This window comes from Sulfurimonas sp. HSL3-2, assembly GCF_039645965.1.
GTDB classification, from domain to species: Bacteria; Campylobacterota; Campylobacteria; order Campylobacterales; family Sulfurimonadaceae; genus Hydrocurvibacter; species Hydrocurvibacter mobilis.
Genome location: NZ_CP147917.1, coordinates 506,907 through 531,876 on the forward strand (window position 1 = coordinate 506,907; position 24,970 = coordinate 531,876).

Here is a 24,970-nt window from a genome sequence, read left to right on the forward strand (position 1 = left end):
TTTAGCCCTTTCTATCATCCCTTACCATAGTATCAAGAAGTTGGAACAGTTTATTTGATGCTTCTTCTGCATTTTTAAACAACTTAATGATCTCATCATTTTTTATATTACCGGATTCAAGCATATCCATTGCACTTTTGATATTCTTATGCACTTGTTCATGTGGAGCTTCGATCCCGGCAAAAGAACTGCTATGTTGAAAATCGGCTTTTCCTTCGTTAGCATACCATTTACCAAGATTACAATTAGTATGATCACTCACCTTCTGATCCGTTTTACCATCAAATATAGCAGAATATGCATTTGTTTTAAATATCATATGATCAAGTTTCGCCATATTGACAAACAGTTCATGACCTATTGCAGTGTTATAGTCTTTTATCTTTTCAACGTTTGTTATCATCTCGTTGAGAACATCTTTAAATTCATCAAGTTTACTTTGTGATGATGTCGCAGATTCATCTATGTTTTCGCTGTTTTCAGTCATGGCCATAGAGTTTTGTTTTAAAACACTGATATTCGCTTCTACTTCACTGGTAGCTTTTTGAGTACGTTCTGCAAGTTTTCTTACTTCATCTGCGACTACGGCAAATCCGCGTCCATGTTCACCTGCACGTGCTGCTTCGATTGCAGCGTTTAATGCAAGAAGATTAGTCTGATCGGAGATATCTTTAATAAGTGTGATAACGTTAAATATCTCTTCGACATTCGAATTGAGTTGTTCTGCCGATTCTCTTGAATCTTTGATCATCTCTGTAATACTAGAGATAGAACTTATAATCTCATCTGTAGATGATGTCACTCTGTTGACTACTTCACCTGTAACACTGTTAAGCTCGTTCACGTCATTGACTTTCTCTATATTTTCTCTCATACTTTGGTTCAGATCATTGACATTGTTTACGGAGCCTGAGATCATCTCATGTGAAAGAGCCAGATGCAACTTGTTTTGTTCCAATATTTTTTCGATCTCATGCGATGCTTGCTTTGCCTTTTGGGCATCCTCTTTCGCTGCATTGGAGATTACTTCCACTTTATCTAAAAATGTATTGAAACTTGCACTTGCGACACCCAGTTCATCTTTAGACGTGATAGGCAGTCTTCTTGAAAGATCAGCATCTCCAAGAGCTAGTTCAGAAGCTACTTTGTCAAGGTGAAGGATAGGCTCTGTTATAGCTTTTTTAATAACCATTACAAGGAATACTAGGATCAATATATCGACGATGGCCATGATCAAGACTTGTCTGATAAGAGAACTTTTTGATTCAGAGATAATGTTTTCCACATCTGCATTTGGCTTGGCGATTAATGCATATCCAACTATATCGTTTGAAAAGTCGATTATTGGTTCGGAAACAACGAAATAGTTATTTGTACGTTGTATAGATTTTGTATTTTTAGGATCCACGGAAGAAAGTTCGTCGAAGAATTTCGGATCTATGACCTTTTGATTTACTGCTAAGGTATAGTTCCCGACTTTCAGGGATTTAGCTAGATCAGCAGCGACTTTCAGATAGTCGTTATCCAAAACTATGATCACATCTGTATTGTAACTTTTCTTTGCGGTCTTGACAATAGAGTTAAGTCCCTGCATAAATTCGACAGAACCTAGATATTTATCACCGTCCATTACAGGAGCCAATCCGCGAAGAACAAGTCCCGCACGTCCTAGTTCGATGGCGACGATCGGTTTTCTTTCTTCTTTGACTTTTAAAACAGTTTTTCTAAAAGAACTTAGATCATCTCCGTATTTATTTGGTTTCCAAGCTCTTAAAAAACTTTTGACATCGGCATCGTGTATGTGTATTTTAATATTTTTAAATTGCGTGTTCTCTTTAAAAGTTTTTGAAAGAGTATTTAGCCCTTCAATAGCTATTGCTCTGTTCTTTTCTTTTAAAGCTCTTACTGTGTAGTAGTTATCCGCTATATTGATAGCATTCGTTAAGCCGATATCTTTTTTACCATCAAGCAGATCATTATACATAGAACGTAAGTTAGTACTTTCATTTTTGTATATATTGGTTTCCATACTATCTATAGAATAAAAATAGTTTATTCCGATTATTATAAATCCGATAATAATCGATAATATTAACGGGATATGAAGTTTTTGACTAATGCTCATATTTGACATATGTTACCTTGTTTGAAGATGTGTGACATTTGAAGTATCATATATTTTATCATATTGAAACTGGAAAAAACAAGGTTTTTGAATTTTTTTTTACTTTTTATATATATTTTATTTTATTAAGTAAAAATATAGAATTATAGATGAGGGATCTTCAGCTTAGAGTTAAGGCTCCAGCCTATAAGTGCCATAAGTACTATTACCGCAACGGCAGGTATAAAGGCATAGCTGTTTGCCAAGTAGACCAGCCAAAGAAGGATCGCACCAAGGGGAGTAGGTACTCCTGTGAAAAACTTCGATACTTCTCCTGCATCTGTATTGATGTTAAACTGGATCAAACGGCGAAGACCTGAGATAACATAGTAGATGCTTATTACAGCTGCCGCGACAAGAGCAGCTCCACTTAAACCTGCATAAACCGCTTGAAAAATCAGAAATACCGGAACTAAGACAAAAGATAAAAAGTCCGCAAAACTGTCCAGTTGGACACCGAATTCATTTGAAAGTTTGAACTTTCTTGCGATCTTACCGTCAAAGATATCAAACGCACCGCCTATCCATGCAAGGATAATGGCTGTAAAAAAGTTGTTTTGAGTGATGAAGTAGGTTGCCATAAGACCTGCGGTGATATTTACCATTGTAAAAAGATTTGCCAGATTAAAGTGAGAAGTCGATTGCCATAAAAATTTCATTTATTGCCTTGTATCTATTTTTTTAAAGCGAGATTATAGCATTAGTAGGTAAAAAATACCTACTGTATGCCGAGTAATAAAACAGTTTTGTATGCGATGAACGCAAGAGAGTATGCTACGCCCGTAGTGAGCAAAAAGAGATAAAACGCGTATTTTATACCGCCGGCTTCACGAGTGAATACGGCCGTTGCCGCAAAACAAGGCAGATAGGTCATGATGATGATGATAAACGCGATAGCCGAAGCAAACGAGATGTTTGCATGCAGCCTCTGCATAAGTCCTTTGTTGTTCTCATCCGCATCCGCACCTACGGAGTATAAGACTCCAAGCGTCGAGACGACTACCTCTTTGGCAGCTAGTCCCGTTTGAAGGGCAACAGCCATCTTCCAGTCCATTCCGATAGGTTCGAACACAGGTTCTATGAACTTCCCGATGCGCCCTAAAAAGCTATGTTCAAGCTGTTTTTCGTTTAAAGTCGTCTCTAGGAGTTTTTTCTCCTGTTCATTTTGAGTCTGTTCTATCTTTGTCGTAAACTCTTTTACTAGACCTGCATTGTGCGGATAGTTACTGGCAAACCAAACCAGCATCGAAGCTGCGGCGATATATGTACCCGCTTTTTTGATATACATGTAAGTCTTTGTCTTTACCGTATGCCAGATAAGCGAGAGTGACGGCAGGCGGTATTTTGGCATCTCCATGACAAAGGGTTCGTCATGCCCTTTAAATGCCGTCATCTTTAACACTTTTGCAGCGATTAGCCCGATGACCGCACCACTTATATAGATGGCAAACAGCACGTTCCCCGCAGCACTTTGAGAGAAAAATGCTCCGGCAAAAAGGACATAGACGGGAAGCCTTGCCCCGCAGCTCATAAACCCGATGATAAAAAGAGTCAAAAGTCTGTCTCTGTCATTTTTCAGGATCCTTGCACTCATATATGCAGGGATAGAACATCCAAAGCCCGTTACAAGCGGGATGAAAGACTGTCCGTGAAGTCCGAATCTGTGAAAGAAACCGTCGAGTAAAAACGCAACCCTGCTCATATATCCGGTAGACTCAAGGAGTGCTATCCCAATAAAAAGGATGACGATGTTTGGGACAAACATGATGACAGCCCCGACACCGGCGATGATACCGTCTACGATAAGCGAACGCACTTCAGCATTGCTGATAGTCGCTCCCACGACATCTCCAAACCATGTAAAAAAGGCATCTATCCAATCCATAGGGATGGATCCTATCTCGAACGTAAGCTGAAAGAGCCCCCACATCAAGAACAGAAATATCGGGATTCCTAAAAACGGATGGATCAGAATCCTGTCGATCTTATCCGTCATATTGATCTCTTGAATTGCTACATTATCTTGCTTTACGACTTCAGCGATGATCCCTTTGTTAAAAGCCATATACTCCTCTGCAAAGATATCCTGCATATCTTCTGTCCCGTGGTGAAGTGCAAGATGCTTGTTCGCTTCGTGCAGTATCGGTTGAAGTTCTATCCATATAGGATCGTTATGCATCTTTTTGTATGTCTTTTCTCTGTTTTGCAAAAGGTTTATGGCAATACGTCTAAATGAGTTGTGAGATTTGAAATGGTGCTTGTTTAAGCAGTCTACGATGTTTTCTATCTCCTCCTCTATAGGCTGGCTGAAGATCAGTTTTGATTCGTTGAGTTCTTTTTCGTAAGTCTCTACGATCGTGTCCAAAAGTGTCTGTATTCCCTCTTTGGTCACTGCAGATACTTTCACGGCATTGATAGCCAATAGTTTTGAAAGAAGGTCGGCATCTATCTCGATACCCTCTTTTTTCGCTTCATCGCTCATATTTAAAGCGATAACGAGCTTTCTGTTTAGGTTTAAGAGTTCGCTTGTCAGCTGAAGATTTCTCTCCATATTCGTCGAGTCTACAACGTTGACGATCAGGTCATAGTCCTCTTCACACAAGAAGTTTGTCGTGACCTTTTCCTCGATGGAATAGTCACTTAACATATATGTCCCGGGAAGGTCTACGATCTTGATCTCGTAGCCTTTGTATCTTAAAAGGACCTCTGTTTTCTCGACTGTAACACCCGTGAAGTTTCCTACATGTAAGTGTGCGTTTGAGATAGAGTTGATCAGCATACTTTTGCCGACATTAGGTTGACCGACAAGAGCGATCTTTATTTTTTTCACTTCGTTTTTACCTCAATACTTTTAGCTTCCTCTTTACGAAGAGCTATGTTCATCTTTCCGACTTTTATTTCGACCGTACTTTTTGTAGGAGAATATCCCAAAAAGCTGATGGTCGCACCTTTGATCACACCAAAAGAGATCAATCTCTGTTTGAGTGCTCCTTGCGTGTTAAGTTTCACGACCTCTAAAATATCGTTTTTATTACACTCTAAAAGATTCATCTTTTACCTTAAAAATTATATGCCGCCATTACCTGTAGTCTGTCAAAGTTCGTTCCTGCATCACTTGGAACCTCTTTGTTTTCCTCTACAGCGTAAACAGCAGAGATCCTGAAGTTTTCATTCAGATCATACTCAAAACCTGCGTTTTGTTCTACGATATGTGCTTTTTGTCCTACACTGTCTTTGTCGCCTCTGAAGTCTCCGTAAGCATAAAAGAGGTTTAAGTCACCATATACATAACTTATTCCACCCAGGATCGCATCGGCATCTCTGTCTATTGCAATGACATCAAGGATCATAGTGTCCATACTTGTAAAAAGTGCACCGCCTCCAAAACCTGAAAAACTTTGTTTCCCCGTAGCAACGTTAGCTTTGTTGTATGCCGCGTTTACTCCGAATCCGTAAAATGCCGCTTCTACACTAGCTCCATATATATCTGCTTCATTTGTGCTGTTGTTTAACTCTTTTTCTATTAAAACCTGTGCACTTAGTGCAACACTGCTGTCTTTATTTATCTCATAGTTGTATGAACCCTCAGCGTAGTATGCATCCAATGCTTTCGTTATTTGGTAGTACCAGACAGAAGCGTTTACATTGTCATTTTCAAACGAGACAGATGCCATCCAGGTTCCGTTTTCTCCTGTCTTTTGCCAGCCGTCGTCAAGTCCAGCATCATATCCTTGCCACTGCTGCAGATTCCCTGCTAAAAAAGTGAAGCCCTCAATCGTGTATAAAGCGATATATGCTTCAAAAGTGTTTTGTATCATTCTGATATCGTCACTATCGGCTAACGGAGTGTCGATGACCTGACGTCCGCCGCGAAAGTTGAATCCGTCATATTTATAGTTTATATACGCTTCCGTCAGATCTGTATAGTTCCCTTTTGTAGATGAAAGCTCATTGTTTTGGTTTGCATCGTTTCCTGTAGCAAAGTCGATATCGTTTGCAGTATAGAATGCAACAGCACCGTTAAAGCCGTTTAATTCTGCCAATTCATATTTTAACTGACCGCCTATTGAAGTCGCATGTGTGTCGGTATCGTTTTTAAAGTCATATCCGGCATATATCGCTCTTATCTGTCCCGTTGTCTTCCCGTTTTTAAACATATCACTGAACATTTGAGTTGTCGAAACGTTCTTATCTTCTGTCTCCCCTATATTGCTTATCGCTTCTCTGACCGATCCAACTCGTTCATTGTCCTCTTTATTCACTTCTATATCGTGCGCTAATCCGGCAGTAGATAGAAGTAAAAGTATTGCCCCTGATGCTTTCAATTTCATTTTTTCCCCATTTCGAACATTTTATTTGGTAATGATAATAGTTATCAACTTAAAAGGTGCTGAATATTGATAACAATTATCAATAAAGTAATATCTAAACTATTAGCTAAATGTTAATACAAATTAGCTAAAGTATCACTATGAATAAAATACTTATGATAGAAGATGATTTAGAACTAGCGGAGATACTCACGGAGTATCTTGAGCAGTTCGATTTTAAAGTGATTACAGAAGATGACCCGTTTAAGGCTGTCAGTATCTTAAAACTAGAGCCTTTTGATTTGGTGATATTGGACTTGACGTTACCGGGAATGGACGGCTTGGAGGTTTGTGAGGCTATCCGTGAACGTCAGGATATTCCTATTATCATCTCTTCGGCACGCAGCGACGTTACAGATAAAGTGAGTGCACTCGAACTGGGAGCTGACGATTATCTGCCAAAACCGTATGATCCAAGAGAGTTGGAGGCTCGCATCCATTCGGTACTTCGCAGATATGAGACAAAGATCATGCAAAAAGATGAGATGAAAAGCGACTTCAAATGTGACACGTCATCTATGCAGATAAGCTATAAAGGGCGTGCACTGGATCTTACCAATGCGGAGTACGGGATACTCTCCTATATGATCTCAAAGCAGGGTAACGTCGTCTCTCGTGAGGATCTGATCCATAATGTCAATGCCATTAACGAGGACTCGTCAAATAAGAGTATCGACGTAATGGTTGGGCGTATCAGAAATAAGCTTGGTGACAAGACACTTATAGAGTCTGTTCGCGGCGTAGGGTATAAACTTATTAAATGAAACGTCATGCAGTCCTTTTAACGGTTCTTTTCGCACTTACCGTGACGCTTTTGAGCGTCAGCTATATCTTTTGGGAGTTTTATCAGTTAAACTACAAAAGATATGTCAACAATATCTTTAACAAACACTCCATTATCACTCAGCTTTTTCACGAGTATCAGCAAAATAGGACTTCAATCGCCATCTTTGAAGCGAATCTTGCGATCTATAATATGGCAGTGGTCTCTGAAAAAGACAATGAACTTATCCTCAAAAAAGGGAAAGTCTTAAAGGTCGACGGAGAAAAGAAAACGGACAGCACATACTTCTTTAGCAAAGATATGGTCTATAAACAAAATGTTACCTCAAATATAAAGACTACGATGCTGCAGTATAAGCGTTCGATCTATTTTCATATCAATTCCGATGTCGGTACCATTATGATCATAGATAACACGTTAAAACCCTATAAACCTTGGAACTTGCTGTCGGGATATGTCAGTATTATCTCCATCATCGTCATCTCGTTTATGCTGATCTTGCAGCGGCTTCGTCCGCTTATCCGGCTTTTTCAGCGGATCGCACTCTTTGGTGCCGGGAATCTGGATGTCTCGTTTAAAGTAAAGGGAAGCGATGAGATAGCGGTTATCGCCAATGAGCTTGAAAGTGCCAGAATAAAGATAAACTCTATGCTTGAAGCAAGAACGCTGTTTTTGCGAAACATCATGCATGAGCTTAAGACTCCTATTGCCAAAGGAACTATAGCGACTCAGATGCTGGACTCTCAAAAACAGCGTGACAGATTCACCTCGATCTTCGGACGTTTAGAGACGATAGTCAATGATTTTGCGATGATAGAGGAGGTCACCTCTCTTACATGTACGCAGGAGTTCTCGGAGTATCGACTTGTAGATATCATAGACGGTGCCATAGATATCTCGATGGTAGAACATGAACATATAGATGTGGATGTACCGGCATCGGTGAAGATGAACACAAACTACAGACTCTATACGACTGCTATAAAGAACATGATAGACAATGCGATGAAGTACTCACCTGACAAGCATATAAAAATCGTTATGAAAGAGGAGGAGCTTTGTTTTGAGAGTAACGGCGAGAAACTAAAGTATCCGCTTAGTTTTTACATAGAACCTTTTACTAAAGAGTCACCTTCAAAAAATAGTTTCGGACTTGGGCTTTATCTGGTGGATTCTATCTTAAAGGCTCATAAGCAGGTACTGGCTTATGAGTATGAAAACGGGGTCAACAGGTTTATCTTTGCAAGAGACAGTTAAGACTCTTTTTTCTTTAACTTCTCTTTTAAGATGATCTTGCCCATCTCTACGCCGGGCTGGTCGTAAGCGTTGATATCCAACATCCTTGCGACAAGGGCTGTTAAAAGCTCATAATAATACATAAGCTCACCCATCGACTCTTCGTTGATATGCGAGATCTCTATAACATCAAGAGGGATATGCTCAAATGATGCTAAAGACTCGATGATAGAATCAGCCTGCATATTGATAAGCTCCGAGAACTTCAGACCGTTTAAGATATCTAAAGACTCCAGGTGCTTTAATGAGTTGTTCGGGACTTTCATAGAGGTATCAAAGTTGTTTATCTTGATGACCGTGACACTTTTATCGCGTTTTCCGTCGACTATCAGCTGTAAAAACGAGTGCTGGTCCGTCGGCCCGATAAGTCCGACGGGAGTAAGCCCCACATGCAGCTGAGAGTGAAGCTGTTTTTTGCCCAGACTTTCACCCCAAAGCTGTACATACCATGCGTTAAATTCACGGAACACCTCCGAGTAACTGAAAAGACAGTTAATGTTGTAGGTGTTTGCAGTAAGTGCGTAATAGGTCGCTTTTTTTAGAAGTGAAGTATCGTAGCCGTCTTGGTTGAAAAATGAGTTGTATATCTTTTTAGCACCTGCTAAAAGAGCTTTGATATCTACTCCGATCATTGCAAGTGGGACAAGTCCTACGGCACTAAGCACTGAGAAACGTCCGCCTACGTTGTGTGGTATATGAAATACTTTGATATTGCTCTCGAGCGCGAACTTTTCAAGAAGAGATCCCTCATCGGTTATGATTGTACAGTTCTTGTTGTTTATCTCTACGATAGAAGCGATATATTTAAATACGGAGATCGTCTCGACTGTAGTACCCGATTTACTGATGACACAGAAAAATGCGTTTTCAAGATCGATCTGATCAAGCTCATCGCCTATGACTATGGGGTCAGTAGTCTCTAATACGTGTAGTTTTTTTGAATAGTTATTAGTATATTTTAAAAATTTATAGATAGCAGAAGTTCCAAGAGCACTTCCTCCGATACCGATAACAACGATATCTTTTGCGTCCACAGTTTTGGCAAACTCTTCGTAATCTCCGACATCGGCATGACAAAGCTCATAAAAGCCTATCTCTTTTCTTTCATTAGATATGAAGTCAAGGATTTTTTTGTTTGGTTTTGTGTCAAAATAAAACTTATTTTTCATAATTTCTACTTTTAATTGGAGGATTTCTTGACATAATAACATAAATGATTGTAAAATGGCATATCTAAAGTGTAATAAAAAACTTCAAAATCTACACAAATCTTTCATTTCAAAAATCCAATCTATACAAGGTGAAGCAATTCATGGCTGAACAAGCAACAACAAATAACAAAAAAACTACTACTAAGAGTCGTACTCATACTCCTGTTCAAGGTCATAAGATAGAAGACTTAAGAACTAAAACGACTGCTGAGCTGGTTAACATCGCTAATGAACTGGCAGTAGAAAATCCAAATGAGTTAAAACGTCAAGATATCATATTTGAGATCTTAAAAGCTCAAGTCGCACAGGGCGGATTTATCCTTTTTACAGGAATACTTGAAGTTATGCCTGACGGTTACGGATTTTTACGTACGATAGATAAAGATTTTGGAGACAGTGTTCACGATGCATACGTATCAAGCACACAGATAAAACGTTTTGCACTTCGTAACGGGGACAGCGTCACAGGACAGGTTCGTCCTCCTAAAGACCAAGAACGTTACTACGCACTTCTTAAAATAGAAGCGATCAACTACCTTCCGCCGGAAGAGAGCAAAAAACGTCCTCTTTTTGAAAACCTTACACCTCTCTATGCAACAGATCAGATCAAGTTAGAGTATCAGGCAAATAAACTGACAGGCCGTATGATGGATCTTTTTGCTCCTATCGGTCGCGGTCAGCGTGGTCTTGTCGTCGCTCCTCCAAGAACGGGTAAGACAGAGCTTCTTAAAGAGATAGCAAACGGTATCACGCATAATCATGCAGATATGGACTTGATGGTTTTACTAGTAGATGAGAGACCTGAAGAGGTTACGGATATGGAAAGAAGTGTAAAAGGCGAAGTTTACAGTTCGACTTTCGATATGCCTGCTAAAAACCACGTAAAAGTCGCGGAAATGGTTATCGAGCGCGCTAAGCGTAGAGTTGAGCTTGGACGTGACGTTGTCATCCTGCTTGACTCGATCACTCGTCTTGCACGTGCGTACAATACAGTCACGCCTTCAAGCGGTAAAGTACTCTCAGGTGGGGTCGATGCTAATGCACTTCATAAACCGAAACGTTTCTTCGGAGCGGCTCGTAATATAGAAAACGGCGGAAGTTTGACGATCATTGCGACTGCGCTTATCGAGACAGGTTCAAAAATGGATGAGGTCATCTTCGAAGAGTTCAAAGGTACGGGTAACTCGGAGCTTGTCCTTAGCCGTAAGATCTCTGACAGACGTATCTATCCAGCTATCGATATCCTTAAATCAGGAACTCGTAAAGAGGAACTTCTTATCTCTCCTGAGATACTGCAAAAAGTGTTTATCCTTCGCTCTATGCTTCATAAGCAAGACGATGAGGTCGAAGCACTTAAATTCTTATATACTACGATGCAGAAAAACAAAACGAATGAAGAGTTCTTAGAAAGTATGAACAATCAATAATTTTTAACGTACAGAGAAGTAATTCCCTGTACTACGTTAACACTGAGTTTTCCTCAGCGGAAAGCTCAAGCACCGAGGTGCTTTTTTAATAAAGTGAGGTAATTGGATGAAAGTAGGTGTTTTTGACAGTGGTATCGGCGGATTAACGGTTGTTAAATCACTTCTACAACACCAATTTTTCGAGGAGATCATCTACTTTGGCGATACTGCCAGAGTCCCTTACGGAATAAAAGACAAAAACACCATTATCCGTTATGCTATCGAAGCAGTGGAGTTTTTCAAAAACTTTGAGTTGGACCTTATCGTCGTCGCGTGTAATACAGTCAGTGCGTATGCGCTCGAGGAGATGAGAGAAAACTCCAGCTGTCCTGTTATCGGAGTCATCGAATCAGGCGCGCTTGCGATCTCCAACGCTCTTACATGTAAAGAATCAAATATCCTTATCATCGGTACAAAAGCGACTGTAAACTCTAAAGCTTACGAAAAAGAGCTTCTTACTTTGGGTTACAAAAACCTTGATGCAAAAGCAACGGGACTTTTTGTCCCTCTTGTAGAAGAGGAGATCTATAACGGTGAAGTGATCGATGCAGCCTTTAGACACTACTTCCAAGATGTAGGGATCCCCGATGCTCTTGTGCTTGGCTGTACCCACTTTCCGCTTATCTCAGAGGCCCTGCAAAGCTATTTCGGAGAAAAGACAAAACTGATTCATTCAGGCGATGCGATCGCGGAATATCTTGAAAAAGAGTTTGATTTTAAAAAACGCTATCCGTCACCGGAAATCAAGTTCTTTGCTTCGGAAAATCCGGAAGCTCTTCGAGCCATTGCAAAAAAATGGCTCGACCAATAACATGAAAGTGACTACTGATGTCATCGGCAAATAACACAAAACTTGACTCTTCAATACAAAGTATCACTTATAATGAAGAGTCAAAGCGTTTGGGAGTCTTGACAAAAGACGGGAATTTCAGAATATTTGATAAAGATCTGGAAAAGATCGTCGGAGGACTGAAAAGTAATCTGCCGCAAGAACATGACTTTAGACAGACACAGTTTATATCAAACGATCTCAAATATATCGTTCTGGCAAAACAAAAGACGAATCAGGCGACTGTCATCGATGTAGAGAAGAAAAAGAAGATATACACGATATCGAAAAACAGCGGTGAGGTCGAGACTCTTTTTATCAACAACAGCGACAAGTATCTGGTATCGGGCGGGATCGATGGCAGAACATATATCTTTGATCTTAAAAACGGGCATTTCTTATATAACCTTCCCGTACATGCTGATTTTATCACGGCGATCACTATCACTAACACTACTCAGCTCGTCGCAACGGGGAGTTATGACAGCACTATCTACGTTACTAATCTCAGTACTTTAAAAAATCCAGTGAAGCTTATCGGACACAGCGGCTATATCAGCGGGATAGAGTTTCTAAACAAGGGAAAACTCGTCTCAGCAGATAAAAACGGCAATCTTATCATCTTTGATTTTGTGCAGAGAAAGATAAAAAAACGACTTGAGAAAGTATCTGATGATATTACAAAAATAAAGGTCGATGCAAGCAGAGAGTTTCTTTTTGTCGGGACAAAGCTCGGAAGAATCCTTGTCTACGACCTGATAAACGAGACGCTGTTTACGGATAATTTTCGAAAGTATAATGCAGCGATCTGCGACATAGCTCTTACAAAAGACGGACATCTTTACGTAGGCCTGCAAAACGGGTATATCTACAAAGAGAACCTTATAAATGAAGATATGTATAATCGTTTTTATGAGAAGAAAGATTATGCTTTGATCTACAAAGCACTGGAAGGTTCACCTTTTATCATATATACTCAGGCATATAAAAAAGCGGAAAAAAAGTGGCAGGAAGCACTCAGCAGTGCAAAAGAACTGCTTGCACAGAAAAAAATAGAAGAAGCAAAAAAACTGCTCGAACCTTTTAACGATATACCCAAAAAAAGAAGTGTTATAAAGACTATTTCAAGTGAATTTTTGGAGTTTGAGAAGTTTAAAAACTATGTTGACGGCAATAAATACTCACTCGCATATCAGATGACGCTCAAATATACATCTTTTGTCGATACGAAAGAGTATAAAAAGATGGAAAGCGTGTGGAGTAAAAAGTTCAATAAGGCTCAAGACATCATCTTAGATCCGCGCTCAGATGAGATAGTAAAAGATCTTTTAAAAGACTTTAGAGGGATACCTTCAAAGACAAAACAGATACAGCAGCTTTTTAAAGACAAAGTCGTTTATAACATGTTTAAAAAGAGGCTGGACTCCAGAAACTATAAAGAGATATTCAACTTCATAAAACAGTACCCCTTCTTAAAAGAATCAGAGGTGTACGTGGATCTTAAGAAGTATGCCGACAGCTGTTACATCAACTTGAAAAAGGCACTTTCAAACCTGGACTTCTTAAAAGTAAAAGAGTATATGGAGATACTAGAAGGGTTTGAAGAGTATGAGTTAAAAGATATAAAAAATGAGATGACGATGCTCATTCAATTGACTCAGTACTGTAAAAACAAGGACAGGATCAAAATATTTGATATAGTGGATAATCTCAATTACGATATTGAACTAGACTGTGTCAAAAAGATCAGAAAAGAGTGGGATGCCGTCATAACTAAAGCAGATATTTTCTCATTTAGAGGCGATGTAGAGGGAATGATCGAACTTTTTAAAGATTATTTTATTGTAAAATCAAAAAGTACCCTTATTAAAAAGTATATTTTCTCGGCATATGCCGAGAAGCTTGAACGTCTTATGAGAGAATCGTCAAACACGGATAAAAAGAGTCAAGAACTCATAAAAAGCAAGATAATAAAAGCAAATGAGACATTCGGGACTATCGAAGAGATAAAATCGATTGTCCACAGCTTTAATAGTTTCTATAGTGAGAACTTTAAAATTGCAAATGAGATACCTGAACAAAATGTATCTAGAAAGATATATGTTAGCTTTTTTGGATAAAATCTGTAAAAAATTATCTATTTTAGAGGAGAAAAAATGACAATTACAAAACGCGTGACATTTATTGCAAAGCCGGACGGCATTGAGAAGATGAAAGAACTTTTAAGTGCGATGGTCGTACCTTCAAAAGCGGAAGACGGATGTCTTTTTTATGAGATATTTCAGTATGAGAACAAGCCTGAGAAGTTTATGGCAGTCGAGACTTGGAGAGACGAAGCAGCACTTGACGGGCACAAAGCATCAGCGCACTACAAGATCTACAAATCAAGTTATGAGCCGTACTGCCTTGACAAATACACTGACGAACTAGAAGTACTGGGTTAAGCCTTGAAAAATCTATGGTCTGATGAGGAATCAAAATCCTTTACAAGCGATTTAGAATTAAGGGTCTATACCTCAAATCTTTTAGGCAGAAGTGACGAGCTTGTCCTTCACGGCGGCGGAAACACATCGGTAAAAACAGAGGTAGAGGGCGAAGATATCCTTTATGTAAAGGGGAGCGGCTGGGATCTGGTCAGCATCAAAGCAGAGGGTTTCGCACCCGTGAAACTTGACACTCTCTTAGAGATGGCGAAGCTGAAAACTCTAAGCGACACCGATATGGTAAGCGGACAAAAAGCTGCGATGATAGATAAAACTGCTCCAAACCCATCGGTCGAGGCGATCCTACATGCCATCATCCCTTTTAAGTTTGTAGACCATACGCATGCAGATGCAGTCGTGACAATATCAAACTCGGCAACGGGCGTAGAGAACATCAAAGCGCTGTTTCCAAACTTTTTGATCATCCCGTACGTGATGCCCGGCTTTGTCTTGGCTCAGACTATCTATAAAAAAAGTAAAAATCTGGACTGGTCAAAATGCGAGGGGATCATTCTTCACAACCACGGTATCTTTACCTTTGACGATGATGCAAAAAGATCATACACGAAGATGATAGATGCTGTCACAAGAGCTGAAGAGTTTTTAAATGAGAATGCACAAGTGAGTCTGAAAACTTCTGCTTCTAAGAAAAAAGTCGATCTCAAAAAACTGCAACACATGATCTCAAAACATAAGGGCTATGAGGTGGTCTTACATGTAGACACATCAGACCTGGCATATACCTATGCGACTCAGGATGATCTGGCACATGCCGCATGCAGAGGTGTTTTGACTCCTGAACACATCATCAGGACAAAAAGGACTCCTTTAGTCTTGGAAGATAACAGTTTTGAAGCAGCGATCAAAAAGTATGAAGAAGATTATATTGAGTATTTTAACGATTTTGTAAACGGCGAGATCTGTCTCAATCCTGCTCCTAACTATGCCGTCATCAAAGATTTCGGAGTTGTTAGTTTCGGCAAAAATGAAAAAGAGGCCGCTATTATCGGTGATATCATAGAGCATACGATGCTTGCGGTTCTTCGCGCGGATATGCTTGAAGGGTACAAAAGCATTAACCTCTCAGACAGCTTCGCCATGGAGTACTGGGAACTCGAACAAGCAAAACTAAGGAAGTAAACATGTCTTATCTTATGGCCATTGATGCGGGAACGGGAAGCGTAAGAGCGGTCATATTCGACACGAATGGAAATCAGATAAGCGTCTCCCAACGCGAGTGGACGCATCTTGCAGAAGAGGGCGTAGCAAACAGCATGAGCTTTGACTGTAAAAGCAACTGGCTGCTTACATGTAAGTGTATAAGCGAAGCTCTCTCTTTGGCAAATCTCAAAGGCGAAGATATAACGGCTCTGAGTGCTACAAGTATGCGTGAGGGGATCGTCCTTTACGATAATGTGGGCAATGAACTCTTTGCGGTGGCAAATGTGGATGCAAGGGCAGACAAAGAGGTAAAATACCTCAAAGAAAACTTCCCGGGCATAGAGGAGGAGTTTTACGGGGCTTCTGGTCAGACCTTTGCACTGGGCGCGCTCCCTCGCATCATGTGGCTGAAAAACAACAAGCCCGATGTTTATGAAAAAGTGGCTTCTATCTCTATGATAGGGGACTGGATACTTTTCAAGCTCAGCGGTATTATTGCGACAGATCCGAGCAACGGCGGGACCACGGGGATATTCTCACTAAAAAACAGAGACTGGGACAGCACAATGGCAGGCAGGATCGGTCTGAAAGAGGATATCTTTCCTCCATGTCTTGAGGTCGGAACTCTTATGGGAGTTGTCAGCGAAAAAGCATCACAGGAAACGGGACTCTCGACATCAACCAAAGTCGTGATGGGCGGAGGCGATGTGCAGCTGGGTTCAGCTGGACTTGGTGTCGTAAAAGAGGGGGATGTGGCCATTCTTGGCGGATCTTTCTGGCAGCAGGTGGTCAACATTCCAAGCAGTGTGATCCCTCCAAAAGATATCTCCGTACGTGTCAATCCGCATGTCGTAAGCGGGCAGTCTCAAGCCGAGGGGATAACCTTTTTCAGCGGTCTCGTGATGAGATGGTTTAGAGATGCGTTTTGCGATATGGAAAAGCTTGAAGCAAAAGAGCGCGGAATAGACACCTACGCAGTCTTGGAAGAGAAAGCCAAAGAGGTACCTGTGGGATCATACGGCATTATCCCGATATTTTCGGACTCTATGAAGTACGGCAAATGGTACCACGCAGCTCCGAGCTTTTTAAACCTTTCCATAGACCCGCTTACATGTAACCGTGCGTCGATGTTTAGAAGCCTGCAGGAGAATGCGGCGATTGTTTCAAGCATAAATCTGGATAAGATCAAAGAGTTTACGGGTATAGAAATAGACACGGTCGTCTTTGCAGGAGGAGCGAGTAAGGGTGCGCTTTGGTCACAGATACTCTCAGACGTCACGGGATGCAGGGTCAAGATCCCAAAAGTCACAGAAGCAACGGCACTCGGTGCTGCCATGGCTGCAGGTGTAGGAGCGGGAATATACAAAGACCTGATCTCTGCCGCCGAGGAGCTTGTAGTCTGGGATAAAAGCTATGAACCCGACATGGAAAATAAAAAGACCTATGATGAACTGAAAATTAAGTTCAACCACGCTTACGAAGCACAGCTTAAGCTTGTAGACGAGGGTGTCACGACATCAATGTGGAGTGCTCCGGGATTATAAAATATAATATATAATCTTGTAATAATCGTGAAATATTTGAGTGCTATATTGTCATCATGCAAACGACACTCACTCAAGTATGGCTGGACAGATTAGATGTTTTAGATATCGCTTTTCAACCTATACTTAATATTCATACCGGTAAAATATTTGCTGTTGAAGCACTTTTGCGCAATGTCGGTGATGCCGGGTTTAAATCTATCTTTTCACTTTTTGACACGGTATATAAAGAGGGGGTTCTTTACCCCTTTGATATTAAGCTCAGAGAGAAAGCATTTGAAAAATTTACAAAAATAGATGGATATAAAAATATCAAACTGTTTTATAACCTCGATAACCGTCTTTTTGAGATCAAAAACTACTCTCATGGAAATACGACCAGACTCCTGGAAAAGTTCGATATCTCTAAAGACAATATCTGTTTTGAAATATCCGAACGTCATGAGATAACACAGGAATGCGATATAACCACTGTCTTAAGACACTATCAGGAAGAAAACTTTTGTATAGCGATAGATGATTTCGGAGTGGGCCATTCAGGGTATAAACTCCTTTATGAAAGCACGCCGGAGGTCATCAAGATAGACAGGTTTTTCTTAAGCGGCATTGAGAAAAATCTGAAAAAGAAACTGCTTGTGCGAAACATAACAAATCTGGCGGTGCAGTTTGGTATAAAAGTGATTGCCGAGGGTATAGAGACAAGAGAAGAGCTGCTTACATGTAAAGATATAGGATGCCATTTTATCCAAGGCTATCTGATCCAAAGACCGACGCAAAACACGCAAGAGATACGTTATGAGTATGAAGAGATCATAGATATCCTACATAATGATAAAAGAACAAACGATATAAACTCTCAAATAAATCCCTATGTAGACAGAGCAAAACCTTTTGATGTAAAGACAAAGACGGCAGATGTGTTGCAATATCTCAAAGAGAACCCAACCGTAAGCGTCATGCCTATTATTAACTCCCTTGAAGAACCGCTTGGAGTGCTGCAGGACAAGGAGATAAAAAACTTTTTATACTCGCCTTACGGGATGTCTCTTTTAAACAATGACTTCACACAAAAGACAAAACTGAAAAATCTGATGACTCCATGCGCAACAGCGGATATCAACAGTGACATATCCACGATAATAGAACTATTTTCAAACAACCCGGAATCAGTCGGCATACTCATAACTAAAAACTCCAAGTATCTTGGTTTTTTGTCCGCACGTGCGATCATTACCATCATGAACGAACAAAACCTCATATTTGCCAGGGAACAAAATCCGCTTACGAAACTACCCGGTAATATCGCTATTGACCGCTATCTTTCAAATATCTCAGACGATAACTGCATCTTGTGTTACCTTGATCTTGATAATTTCAAAGCCTACAACGATAATTACGGATTTAGAAACGGAGACAGGGTGATCATGCTTTTTGCAGATATCTTAAAACAGAAACTGCCCAATGAGTTCTTTAAAGCACATATCGGCGGGGATGATTTCTTTGTTGCCGTAAAGTTTCATAAACAAGATGAGCTGCCATACGTGGATGCCATCAAAAAGTGTATAGATAAATTTTCCGAAGATGTGAAAGCGTTTTATAGTCAAGAGGACAAAGAAAGAGGGTACATCGTCTCAAAAGACAGGGAAGGAAATACAAAAGAGTTTGATCTTTTAAGTGTCAGCGCTTCTGTCATAGTCGTAAAATCAAAAACAAGAAGAGATCTGGAGAGTATAAATCTGGTGCTATCTTCTCAAAAGAAGATCGCAAAAAAAGATCAGGGGAAGATCTGTATCAGCAGTTTGTTATAGGATCAGACACTCTTTTAAGAGTTGCTGATCTGTTTGTAAAGTGAGTTTAGGTCACCTAGAACGTTAATACTTACTATCTTTCCGTCTTTAAAACGGAAAAAAGCCGCACCCGCATAACTGATACGTTTTTGCGTAGCTTCATAGTTAAGCAATCTTCCTGAATGTGTACCGGAATAGGTCACATAGGCGGTTGCGATATTGCCTTCGGAGATAAGGATCTCAACGGCATGATAAAGGTTTGGAAACGCTTCATGCAACATGTTTGCATATTCTTTGAAGCCGTCTATACCGTTGGCTACTATATCTAAAGAACCGCGGAAGCGGACATCTTTGTCGAGTAATTGATCTGCTTTTGTAAAATCATGACTATTCCACATAGCATAATATTCACTCACAAGTTGTTTGTTGTCCATAGCTCTTCTTTAATCTATATAATTTTTTTTATGACCAAACTTTTCTACTGAAGGGTATTCATCGTCAAAGTCGTCCATATCGTCATAGTCATCATAATTGATAGAGAAGATTCTCTCATAGCCTTTTTTTTCAAGCTCGTCGTCAATTATTTGTGTTTCATAACCTTTGCTCTTGCAAAGTTCTAAGATTTCAGCAATATCTTCTGAATCAACGCCGTAAAGTTCCATTTCTAATTTAATATCAGAAATTTTCATTCGTTCCTCTTAAAAAACAATAAAAATAGTAGCCTTAAGACTACCATGAAAAGTTTGATTGTCAATCAAACACAGACATAAAAAACTAAATCAAAGACCTGACTCAATAGCAAAGTGCTATTAATGTTTGAGTAGGAAATTATACAATATTTTGTAATTTTTTATAGTAACTCTTAATTTTTTTAATGATAGAATCTATTTAAAATATATTGGAGTCACACGTGAAAGAAAATTCTGAAGTCTTAGCATTAAAATACCGTCCGAACAGTTTTGAAGAGCTTATCGGACAGGAAGCTATCTCTCAGACGCTTTCACTTGCTCTTGATTCAAAACGTCTTTCACATGCCTACCTTTTTTCAGGTCTTAGAGGAAGCGGGAAGACTTCAACGGCACGTATCTTTGCAAAAGCACTCATCTGTGACAACGGGCCAACGTCCAATCCATGCGGAGCATGTGTTCATTGTTCGATGGCTGAGCAGAACCGCCATATTGACATCATAGAGATGGATGCGGCTTCAAATCGCGGGATCGACGATATCCGTGATCTTGTAGAGCAGACAAAGTACAAACCGGCATCGGCGGGGTATAAGATATTTATCATCGATGAGGTCCATATGCTCACCCCTCCTGCATTCAATGCGCTTTTAAAGACGCTTGAAGAGCCGCCGGAATATGTGAAGTTTATCTTAGCGACGACAGACCCTTTGAAACTCCCGGCTACCATACTTTCGCGTACCCAGCATTTCAGGTTTAAACGTATCGCTCCTTTAAAAGTGGTGCATCACCTCTCGCATATCCTTCATCTTGAAAACATCGAGTATGAGCCTCAAGCTTTGGAGATACTCGCACGCAGTGGGAATGGAAGTCTTCGTGATACGCTGACCCTTTTAGATCAGGCGATCATCTACTCAAAAAACTTTGTTGATGTCAAAACAGTCACCGATATGCTGGGGCTTGTGGATCCTAACTTTATCGCAGATATCTTTAAAGCGGTGTTTGCAAAAGACTACGCGGCTTTAGTCGAGTACACAAAGGTCCTTGAAGATTATGAAGCGGAGATGGTGGTCGATGAGCTTATCTCTTATCTTAAGGAGAGGATGTTTGCACAGGATTCACTCTTTTCTACACTGATTTTAGACAGATTTTTCAGGATACTCAGTGATTCAAAAAGCTTGTTCGCCATCAATGCAGACGGCAGTTTCGTACTTTCACTTCTCTTTTTCAAGATGGTCGAAGCTCTTCGTGTAAAAGAGATAGATCAGATGATAGAGTCTTTGCAAAAAGAGGTCAAACGTGTCGATATCGTCAACGTAGAGATCCCTGTTCAAAAACTTGAAGAACCTGTAGTAAGAGAAGAAGTGCAGCCGATAAAAGAAGCGGAATCTATACAAGAGGAAGCGGAGCAGGTTTCTATGCCTGAGCCTGAACCTGTATATGCAGAAGAGGTGGTCGAAGAGTCAAAAGATGACGAGTCTCTGAAAAAATATGAAGAGCTGGTCGCTAGCATCATGGACAGAAACATGGAACTGGGCGAGTGTTTTGTCAAACATATCCGCTACGTCTCTTTTGAAGACGGAGTCCTCACATGGGAAAGCTGTGTCGATGAGGATTGTAAAAAAGCTTTGAGCAGGGGCTTTAGCGTTATCAAACAGCTTGTTCGTGAAGTGTTCGGATTTGAGACGACTATGAAAAATCTTCCATGCAGTAAGACAGCAGAGGAACCCGCACCTGTACAACAGGAACCGGAGGAACAACCACAACCCTCCTCAATGGTCGAAGAGAATGAAGTCGGAACTGGAAGCTGTGTGACGAACTGTTCAGAGGGTGATGAATCGGTAAAGGAGTTTGACGGTGCTACGATACTTGACGAGCCTATGATCCAAAAGGCTACAGAGATATTTGAGGCTACGAAGATAACCGTTCAGTCTAAAATCTAATTTTGAATAAAAAAAGAGTATCTGTCAAAAAAAAGTATGCCATACATGGCTTCTTTATCTCCATCGCTACGACTATCGCCGAGCCTGCAACCATCCTGCCTTTGATGGTCAGTTTCTTTGGCGGCTCCCATCTTCTTATCGGTTTTTTCAGCTCACTTATAAAAGGCGGAGCTATCCTGGTTCAGCTCTTTGCTGCATTTTATGCACAGAGCTATCCGCGCATGATGCCCTATCTTTACCGCGTCTTTGCAGCACGTTTCTTCGCTTGGTTCGGCATAGGATTTGTTATCTTCTTTTTTGGAGAGAAACATCCGAACATCGCATTGGCAAGTATTGGAGTAGGGCTGTTTATCTTCTCGTTTGCCGCAGGATTCGGCGCTGTCTATTTTAACGAGATAGTAGCCAAAGTATTTACCAATAAAAACCGCGGAAAAGCTATAGCTAACAGACAGTTCTTTATGGGGCTTGGTTCTATCATCAGCGGGGGGATCGCTGGATGGATCATGTCTATCTATGAAGCCCCTCACTCTTTTGGAGTGCTCTACATGTTCAGCGCCGTGCTGATGCTTCTTGGCATCTATGCTTTTGCGACCATAGAGGAACCCGTAAAGGAACAGGTGAGCCAAAAAGAGGAGAAGTTCAGACACTTTTTGAAAAACAGTTTTGTAACTCTGAGACAAGATGAAAGACTCAGGGATCAGATCCTTGTATATCTGATCTCCTACACCTATCTTCTTTCTCTGCCTTTTATCATCCTTGATGTCAAAGAGCAGATAGAACTTAGCGGTCTTATCATCGGAGGACTGATCACGGCGCAGATGGTCGGAGGGATGATAAGTAATATCCTGTGGGGATATCTCTCCTCGAACAGGTATATCATTCATACCGGATTCGCTTTACATATAACAGCTTTGGCGATCTTACTCTTTAATAAAAGCGAGGAGAGCTATTTTTTAGTCTTCTTTCTTATCGGTGCTGCAATGGACGGACTTCGTCTGGCATTTTCAAATATGATCCTTATCATCGCTCCCGAGCACAAACGTCCCGTTTATATAGCACTTCAGTCCAATCTGACTTCGATAGGACTTTTCTTTCCGATACTCGGTGCCTTGGTCGTGGATAATTTCGGATATCAGACACTTTACAGTTTTACTATTGTAACCTTAAGTATAGGATTTTTGTTCTCACTGAAACTAAAATGAGTCTGCTGTACAGCAGAGAGAAGGAGAGATGAGTTTGAAGCTGACATTTTTGGGCACGAGTGCGGGAAAGCCGACCAAAGAGAGAAACGTGTCTGCACTTGCACTGGAGTTTGACCAGCAGCGGGGATGGTATCTTTTTGACTGCGGTGAAGGGACACAGCGCCAGATCACATGCAGCAGACTCTCCCTTGAAAAACTTGATGCCATCTTTATCACGCATCTGCACGGAGACCATTACTACGGTCTTCCCGGACTGCTCGCCAGTAAAACGCTTGACAGCTCTGTGACGCCTTTGTCTATCTTTGCTCCAAAAGGGCTTAGAAAATTTCTCGAATCTGCCCTGAATATCTCCGAAGAGCACCTTGGATACAACCTCACTATTATCGAGTATATGCCTCAGGAGGAGTTTGTTTTTGATAAGTTCACTATAAAAGTCCTGCCTCTTGTCCATTCCAAAGAGAGTGCAGCTTTTTATATTCAAGAAAACGATATCAGTAACAGACTCGATGAAGAAAAACTGAGACATGCGGGATTCGAACCTTCGCCTCTTTACGGTGAGATCAAAAGAGGAAAGAGTCTCTTAATAGACGGAAAAAAAGTGGATGCCAAAGAGTTTATGTTAGATGTCGTGCCTGGACGGTCCATTATTATCGCCGGAGACAACAGCCGTCCCGATGTTCTTGGCAGCTATCTTGAAGATCTGGACCTGCTTGTACATGAGTGTACCTACACACAGGATGTCTATGATAAGCTTGAAAGAAAACTCCTGCATACAACGGCAAGAGATCTCGGTATTGCCGTTAAAAACGGGGGTGTGAAAAATCTTATCGCCAATCATATCAACCCGCGCTATAACAAAGATAACACGTTAGGGACACAGCTCCTCTACGATGAGATACGATCTGCTTTTGATGGCGGACTTTTTATCGCCGATGATTTTGACAGCTACTATCTTAACAGGGACGGCTCGGTCTCTGTTGTCTCTTAGTGCCATACTCCCTCAAGATTGTAGCCGCAGTAAGGACAGATACCGTTTTTATCAAGTTCATTGATAACATATTGGCCTATATGTCCCCTTCTGTCGATCACTCTTTTTTTACAGCTTGGACAGTAGGTCGATTCGTAATCCTCATCGTCTATATTGCCGACATAAAGATATTTTAGCCCCTCTTCCTGACCTATCTTATAGGCTCTTCTTAGGGTAGAACCTGGAGTACGCGGAGTGTCAAGCATCTTGTACATAGGGTGAAACGCCGAGAGGTGCCACGGGATCGATTTGTCTACTTCTGCTATAAATCTTGCGATATTTCTTATCTCTTCATCAGAATCATTTTTACCTTCGATCAGAAGCGTCGTTATCTCGATCCATATCCCTTTTTCATGAGCATATTTTACGGCCTCTAGCACGGGTTTGAGTCTGGCTCCGCAGATATCTTTGTAGAACTCGTCACTGAAGGATTTTATATCGATGTTCATCCCGTTGATGTAAGGTGCAAGAAGGTCGATGGACTTTTTAGTCTCATAACCGCTGGTGACATAGATGTTTTTGAGTCCCTTCTCATGTGCGAGTTTTGCAGTATCATAGGTGTACTCAAAAAATACGATCGGTTCGTTGTATGTATATGCGATCGATTCACAGCCGTTTTCTAATGCGAGCTCAACTATACGCTCAGGCGGAAGTTCCTGTCCGACGATCTCATGATGGTGCTCTTTTGGATATTGTGATATGTCGTAGTTTTGGCAGAATTTACAAGAGAAGTTACATCCTACCGTTCCAAGAGAAAATGCTCGGCTTTTAGGGAGAAAGTGAAACATCGGTTTTTTCTCGACCGGGTCTATGTTTACCGCAGCTGCAAGCCCATAGACAAGAAGTTTCAGCTCCCCGTCTTCGACTCTTCTAACACCGCAGATACCGTACTCCCCTTCATCAAGTTTACAGGCTTGTGCACAAGCCTGACACATGACTTTCCCGCTGTCTAGTTTTTTACTTAACCATGCAGATTGTTTCATATTTTTTTCCTTTCCATCCGAGTGTCTTGGAAATCAT

21 protein-coding genes are annotated in these 24,970 nt (G+C 40.7%); 12 read left to right on the forward strand and 9 right to left on the reverse strand.

The genetic code is table 11. The annotated features are described in order from the left end of the window. Position 1: 1 nt before the first annotated feature. From WCX87_RS02630 to WCX87_RS02650, 5 genes are all read right to left on the reverse strand, one after another. Positions 2-2,029: a methyl-accepting chemotaxis protein gene (locus WCX87_RS02630; RefSeq protein ID WP_345980487.1), complete on the reverse strand. Its 2,028-nt coding sequence runs from the start codon at positions 2,027-2,029 to the stop codon at positions 2-4. A gap of 239 nt (positions 2,030-2,268) precedes the next feature. After that, on the reverse strand, positions 2,269-2,823 hold the full coding sequence (locus WCX87_RS02635; RefSeq protein ID WP_345980488.1) for a CDP-alcohol phosphatidyltransferase family protein: 555 nt from the start codon (positions 2,821-2,823) through the stop codon (positions 2,269-2,271). A 59-nt stretch (positions 2,824-2,882) separates the two neighbouring features. Further along, on the reverse strand, positions 2,883-4,994 hold the full coding sequence (gene feoB, locus WCX87_RS02640; RefSeq protein ID WP_345980489.1) for a ferrous iron transport protein B: 2,112 nt from the start codon (positions 4,992-4,994) through the stop codon (positions 2,883-2,885). Further along, the gene (locus WCX87_RS02645; protein ID WP_345980490.1) at positions 4,991-5,215 is read right to left on the reverse strand and encodes a FeoA family protein; all 225 of its coding nucleotides are present in this window, start codon (positions 5,213-5,215) and stop codon (positions 4,991-4,993) included. Before WCX87_RS02645 ends, feoB begins: the two co-directional genes overlap by 4 nt. An 8-nt stretch (positions 5,216-5,223) precedes the next feature. After that, positions 5,224-6,495, reverse strand: a complete 1,272-nt coding sequence (locus WCX87_RS02650) for a hypothetical protein (protein WP_345980491.1) — start codon at positions 6,493-6,495, stop codon at positions 5,224-5,226. Positions 6,496-6,635: 140 nt separating this feature from the next. Here WCX87_RS02650 and WCX87_RS02655 point away from each other — a divergent pair, with 140 nt between their 5' ends. Further along, on the forward strand, positions 6,636-7,298 hold the full coding sequence (locus WCX87_RS02655; protein WP_345980492.1) for a response regulator transcription factor: 663 nt from the start codon (positions 6,636-6,638) through the stop codon (positions 7,296-7,298). Continuing rightward, the gene (locus WCX87_RS02660; RefSeq protein WP_345980493.1) at positions 7,295-8,575 is read left to right on the forward strand and encodes an ArsS family sensor histidine kinase; all 1,281 of its coding nucleotides are present in this window, start codon (positions 7,295-7,297) and stop codon (positions 8,573-8,575) included. The genes WCX87_RS02655 and WCX87_RS02660 overlap by 4 nt, the downstream gene beginning before the upstream one ends. Here the strand turns inward: WCX87_RS02660 and WCX87_RS02665 are convergent. Then, positions 8,572-9,783, reverse strand: coding sequence for a glucose-6-phosphate isomerase (locus WCX87_RS02665; protein WP_345980494.1), 1,212 nt, complete (start codon positions 9,781-9,783; stop codon positions 8,572-8,574). The two genes, WCX87_RS02660 and WCX87_RS02665, sit on opposite strands and share 4 nt — an antisense overlap. 143 nt (positions 9,784-9,926) lie before the next feature. On the opposite strand from WCX87_RS02665, the gene rho reads away from it, so the two are divergent. The 7 genes from rho (at position 9,927) to WCX87_RS02700 (ending at position 19,116) form a co-directional block, all read left to right on the forward strand. Further along, positions 9,927-11,252 (forward strand): transcription termination factor Rho, encoded by a 1,326-nt coding sequence (gene rho, locus WCX87_RS02670; protein ID WP_345980495.1) that lies wholly within the window; start codon positions 9,927-9,929, stop codon positions 11,250-11,252. A 106-nt stretch (positions 11,253-11,358) separates the two neighbouring features. Then, on the forward strand, positions 11,359-12,102 hold the full coding sequence (gene murI, locus WCX87_RS02675) for a glutamate racemase (RefSeq protein WP_345980496.1): 744 nt from the start codon (positions 11,359-11,361) through the stop codon (positions 12,100-12,102). Between the two features lie 17 nt (positions 12,103-12,119). Next, positions 12,120-14,240, forward strand: coding sequence for a hypothetical protein (locus tag WCX87_RS02680; protein ID WP_345980497.1), 2,121 nt, complete (start codon positions 12,120-12,122; stop codon positions 14,238-14,240). A gap of 36 nt (positions 14,241-14,276) precedes the next feature. Then, on the forward strand, positions 14,277-14,564 hold the full coding sequence (locus WCX87_RS02685; RefSeq protein WP_345980498.1) for a putative quinol monooxygenase: 288 nt from the start codon (positions 14,277-14,279) through the stop codon (positions 14,562-14,564). Positions 14,565-14,567: 3 nt separating this feature from the next. Next, positions 14,568-15,743, forward strand: a complete 1,176-nt coding sequence (locus tag WCX87_RS02690; protein WP_345980499.1) for a class II aldolase/adducin family protein — start codon at positions 14,568-14,570, stop codon at positions 15,741-15,743. A gap of 2 nt (positions 15,744-15,745) precedes the next feature. Further along, a complete protein-coding gene (gene lsrK, locus WCX87_RS02695; RefSeq protein ID WP_345980500.1) occupies positions 15,746-17,308 on the forward strand; it encodes an autoinducer-2 kinase in 1,563 nt (520 codons plus the stop codon). Positions 17,309-17,364: 56 nt separating this feature from the next. Beyond that, positions 17,365-19,116 carry a GGDEF domain-containing protein gene (locus WCX87_RS02700; protein ID WP_345980501.1) on the forward strand — a complete coding sequence of 584 codons (1,752 nt, stop codon included), beginning with the start codon at positions 17,365-17,367 and terminating at the stop codon, positions 19,114-19,116. A gap of 14 nt (positions 19,117-19,130) precedes the next feature. Here WCX87_RS02700 and WCX87_RS02705 read toward each other — a convergent pair whose 3' ends face one another. Together WCX87_RS02705 and WCX87_RS02710 are read right to left on the reverse strand one after the other, a co-directional pair. Next, complete coding sequence (locus WCX87_RS02705) at positions 19,131-19,529, reverse strand: ester cyclase (RefSeq protein WP_345980502.1); 399 nt, start codon at positions 19,527-19,529, stop codon at positions 19,131-19,133. A gap of 9 nt (positions 19,530-19,538) precedes the next feature. Continuing rightward, entirely contained in the window at positions 19,539-19,784 is a 246-nt protein-coding gene (locus WCX87_RS02710) for a hypothetical protein (protein ID WP_345980503.1), read from the reverse strand. 221 nt (positions 19,785-20,005) lie between these two features. On the opposite strand from WCX87_RS02710, the gene WCX87_RS02715 reads away from it, so the two are divergent. Genes WCX87_RS02715 through WCX87_RS02725 form a run of 3 tightly spaced genes read left to right on the forward strand, consistent with a single transcriptional unit; the run spans position 20,006 to position 23,911 of the window. Beyond that, complete coding sequence (locus WCX87_RS02715; protein WP_345980504.1) at positions 20,006-21,721, forward strand: DNA polymerase III subunit gamma/tau; 1,716 nt, start codon at positions 20,006-20,008, stop codon at positions 21,719-21,721. 2 nt (positions 21,722-21,723) lie between these two features. Continuing rightward, the gene (locus WCX87_RS02720; RefSeq protein WP_345980505.1) at positions 21,724-22,923 is read left to right on the forward strand and encodes an MFS transporter; all 1,200 of its coding nucleotides are present in this window, start codon (positions 21,724-21,726) and stop codon (positions 22,921-22,923) included. A gap of 34 nt (positions 22,924-22,957) precedes the next feature. Next, positions 22,958-23,911 (forward strand): MBL fold metallo-hydrolase, encoded by a 954-nt coding sequence (locus WCX87_RS02725; RefSeq protein WP_345980506.1) that lies wholly within the window; start codon positions 22,958-22,960, stop codon positions 23,909-23,911. On the opposite strand, the gene amrS is transcribed toward WCX87_RS02725, so the two are convergent. Further along, the gene (gene amrS / locus WCX87_RS02730) at positions 23,908-24,933 is read right to left on the reverse strand and encodes an AmmeMemoRadiSam system radical SAM enzyme (RefSeq protein ID WP_345980507.1); all 1,026 of its coding nucleotides are present in this window, start codon (positions 24,931-24,933) and stop codon (positions 23,908-23,910) included. The genes WCX87_RS02725 and amrS overlap by 4 nt on opposite strands. Positions 24,934-24,970: the final 37 nt, after the last annotated feature.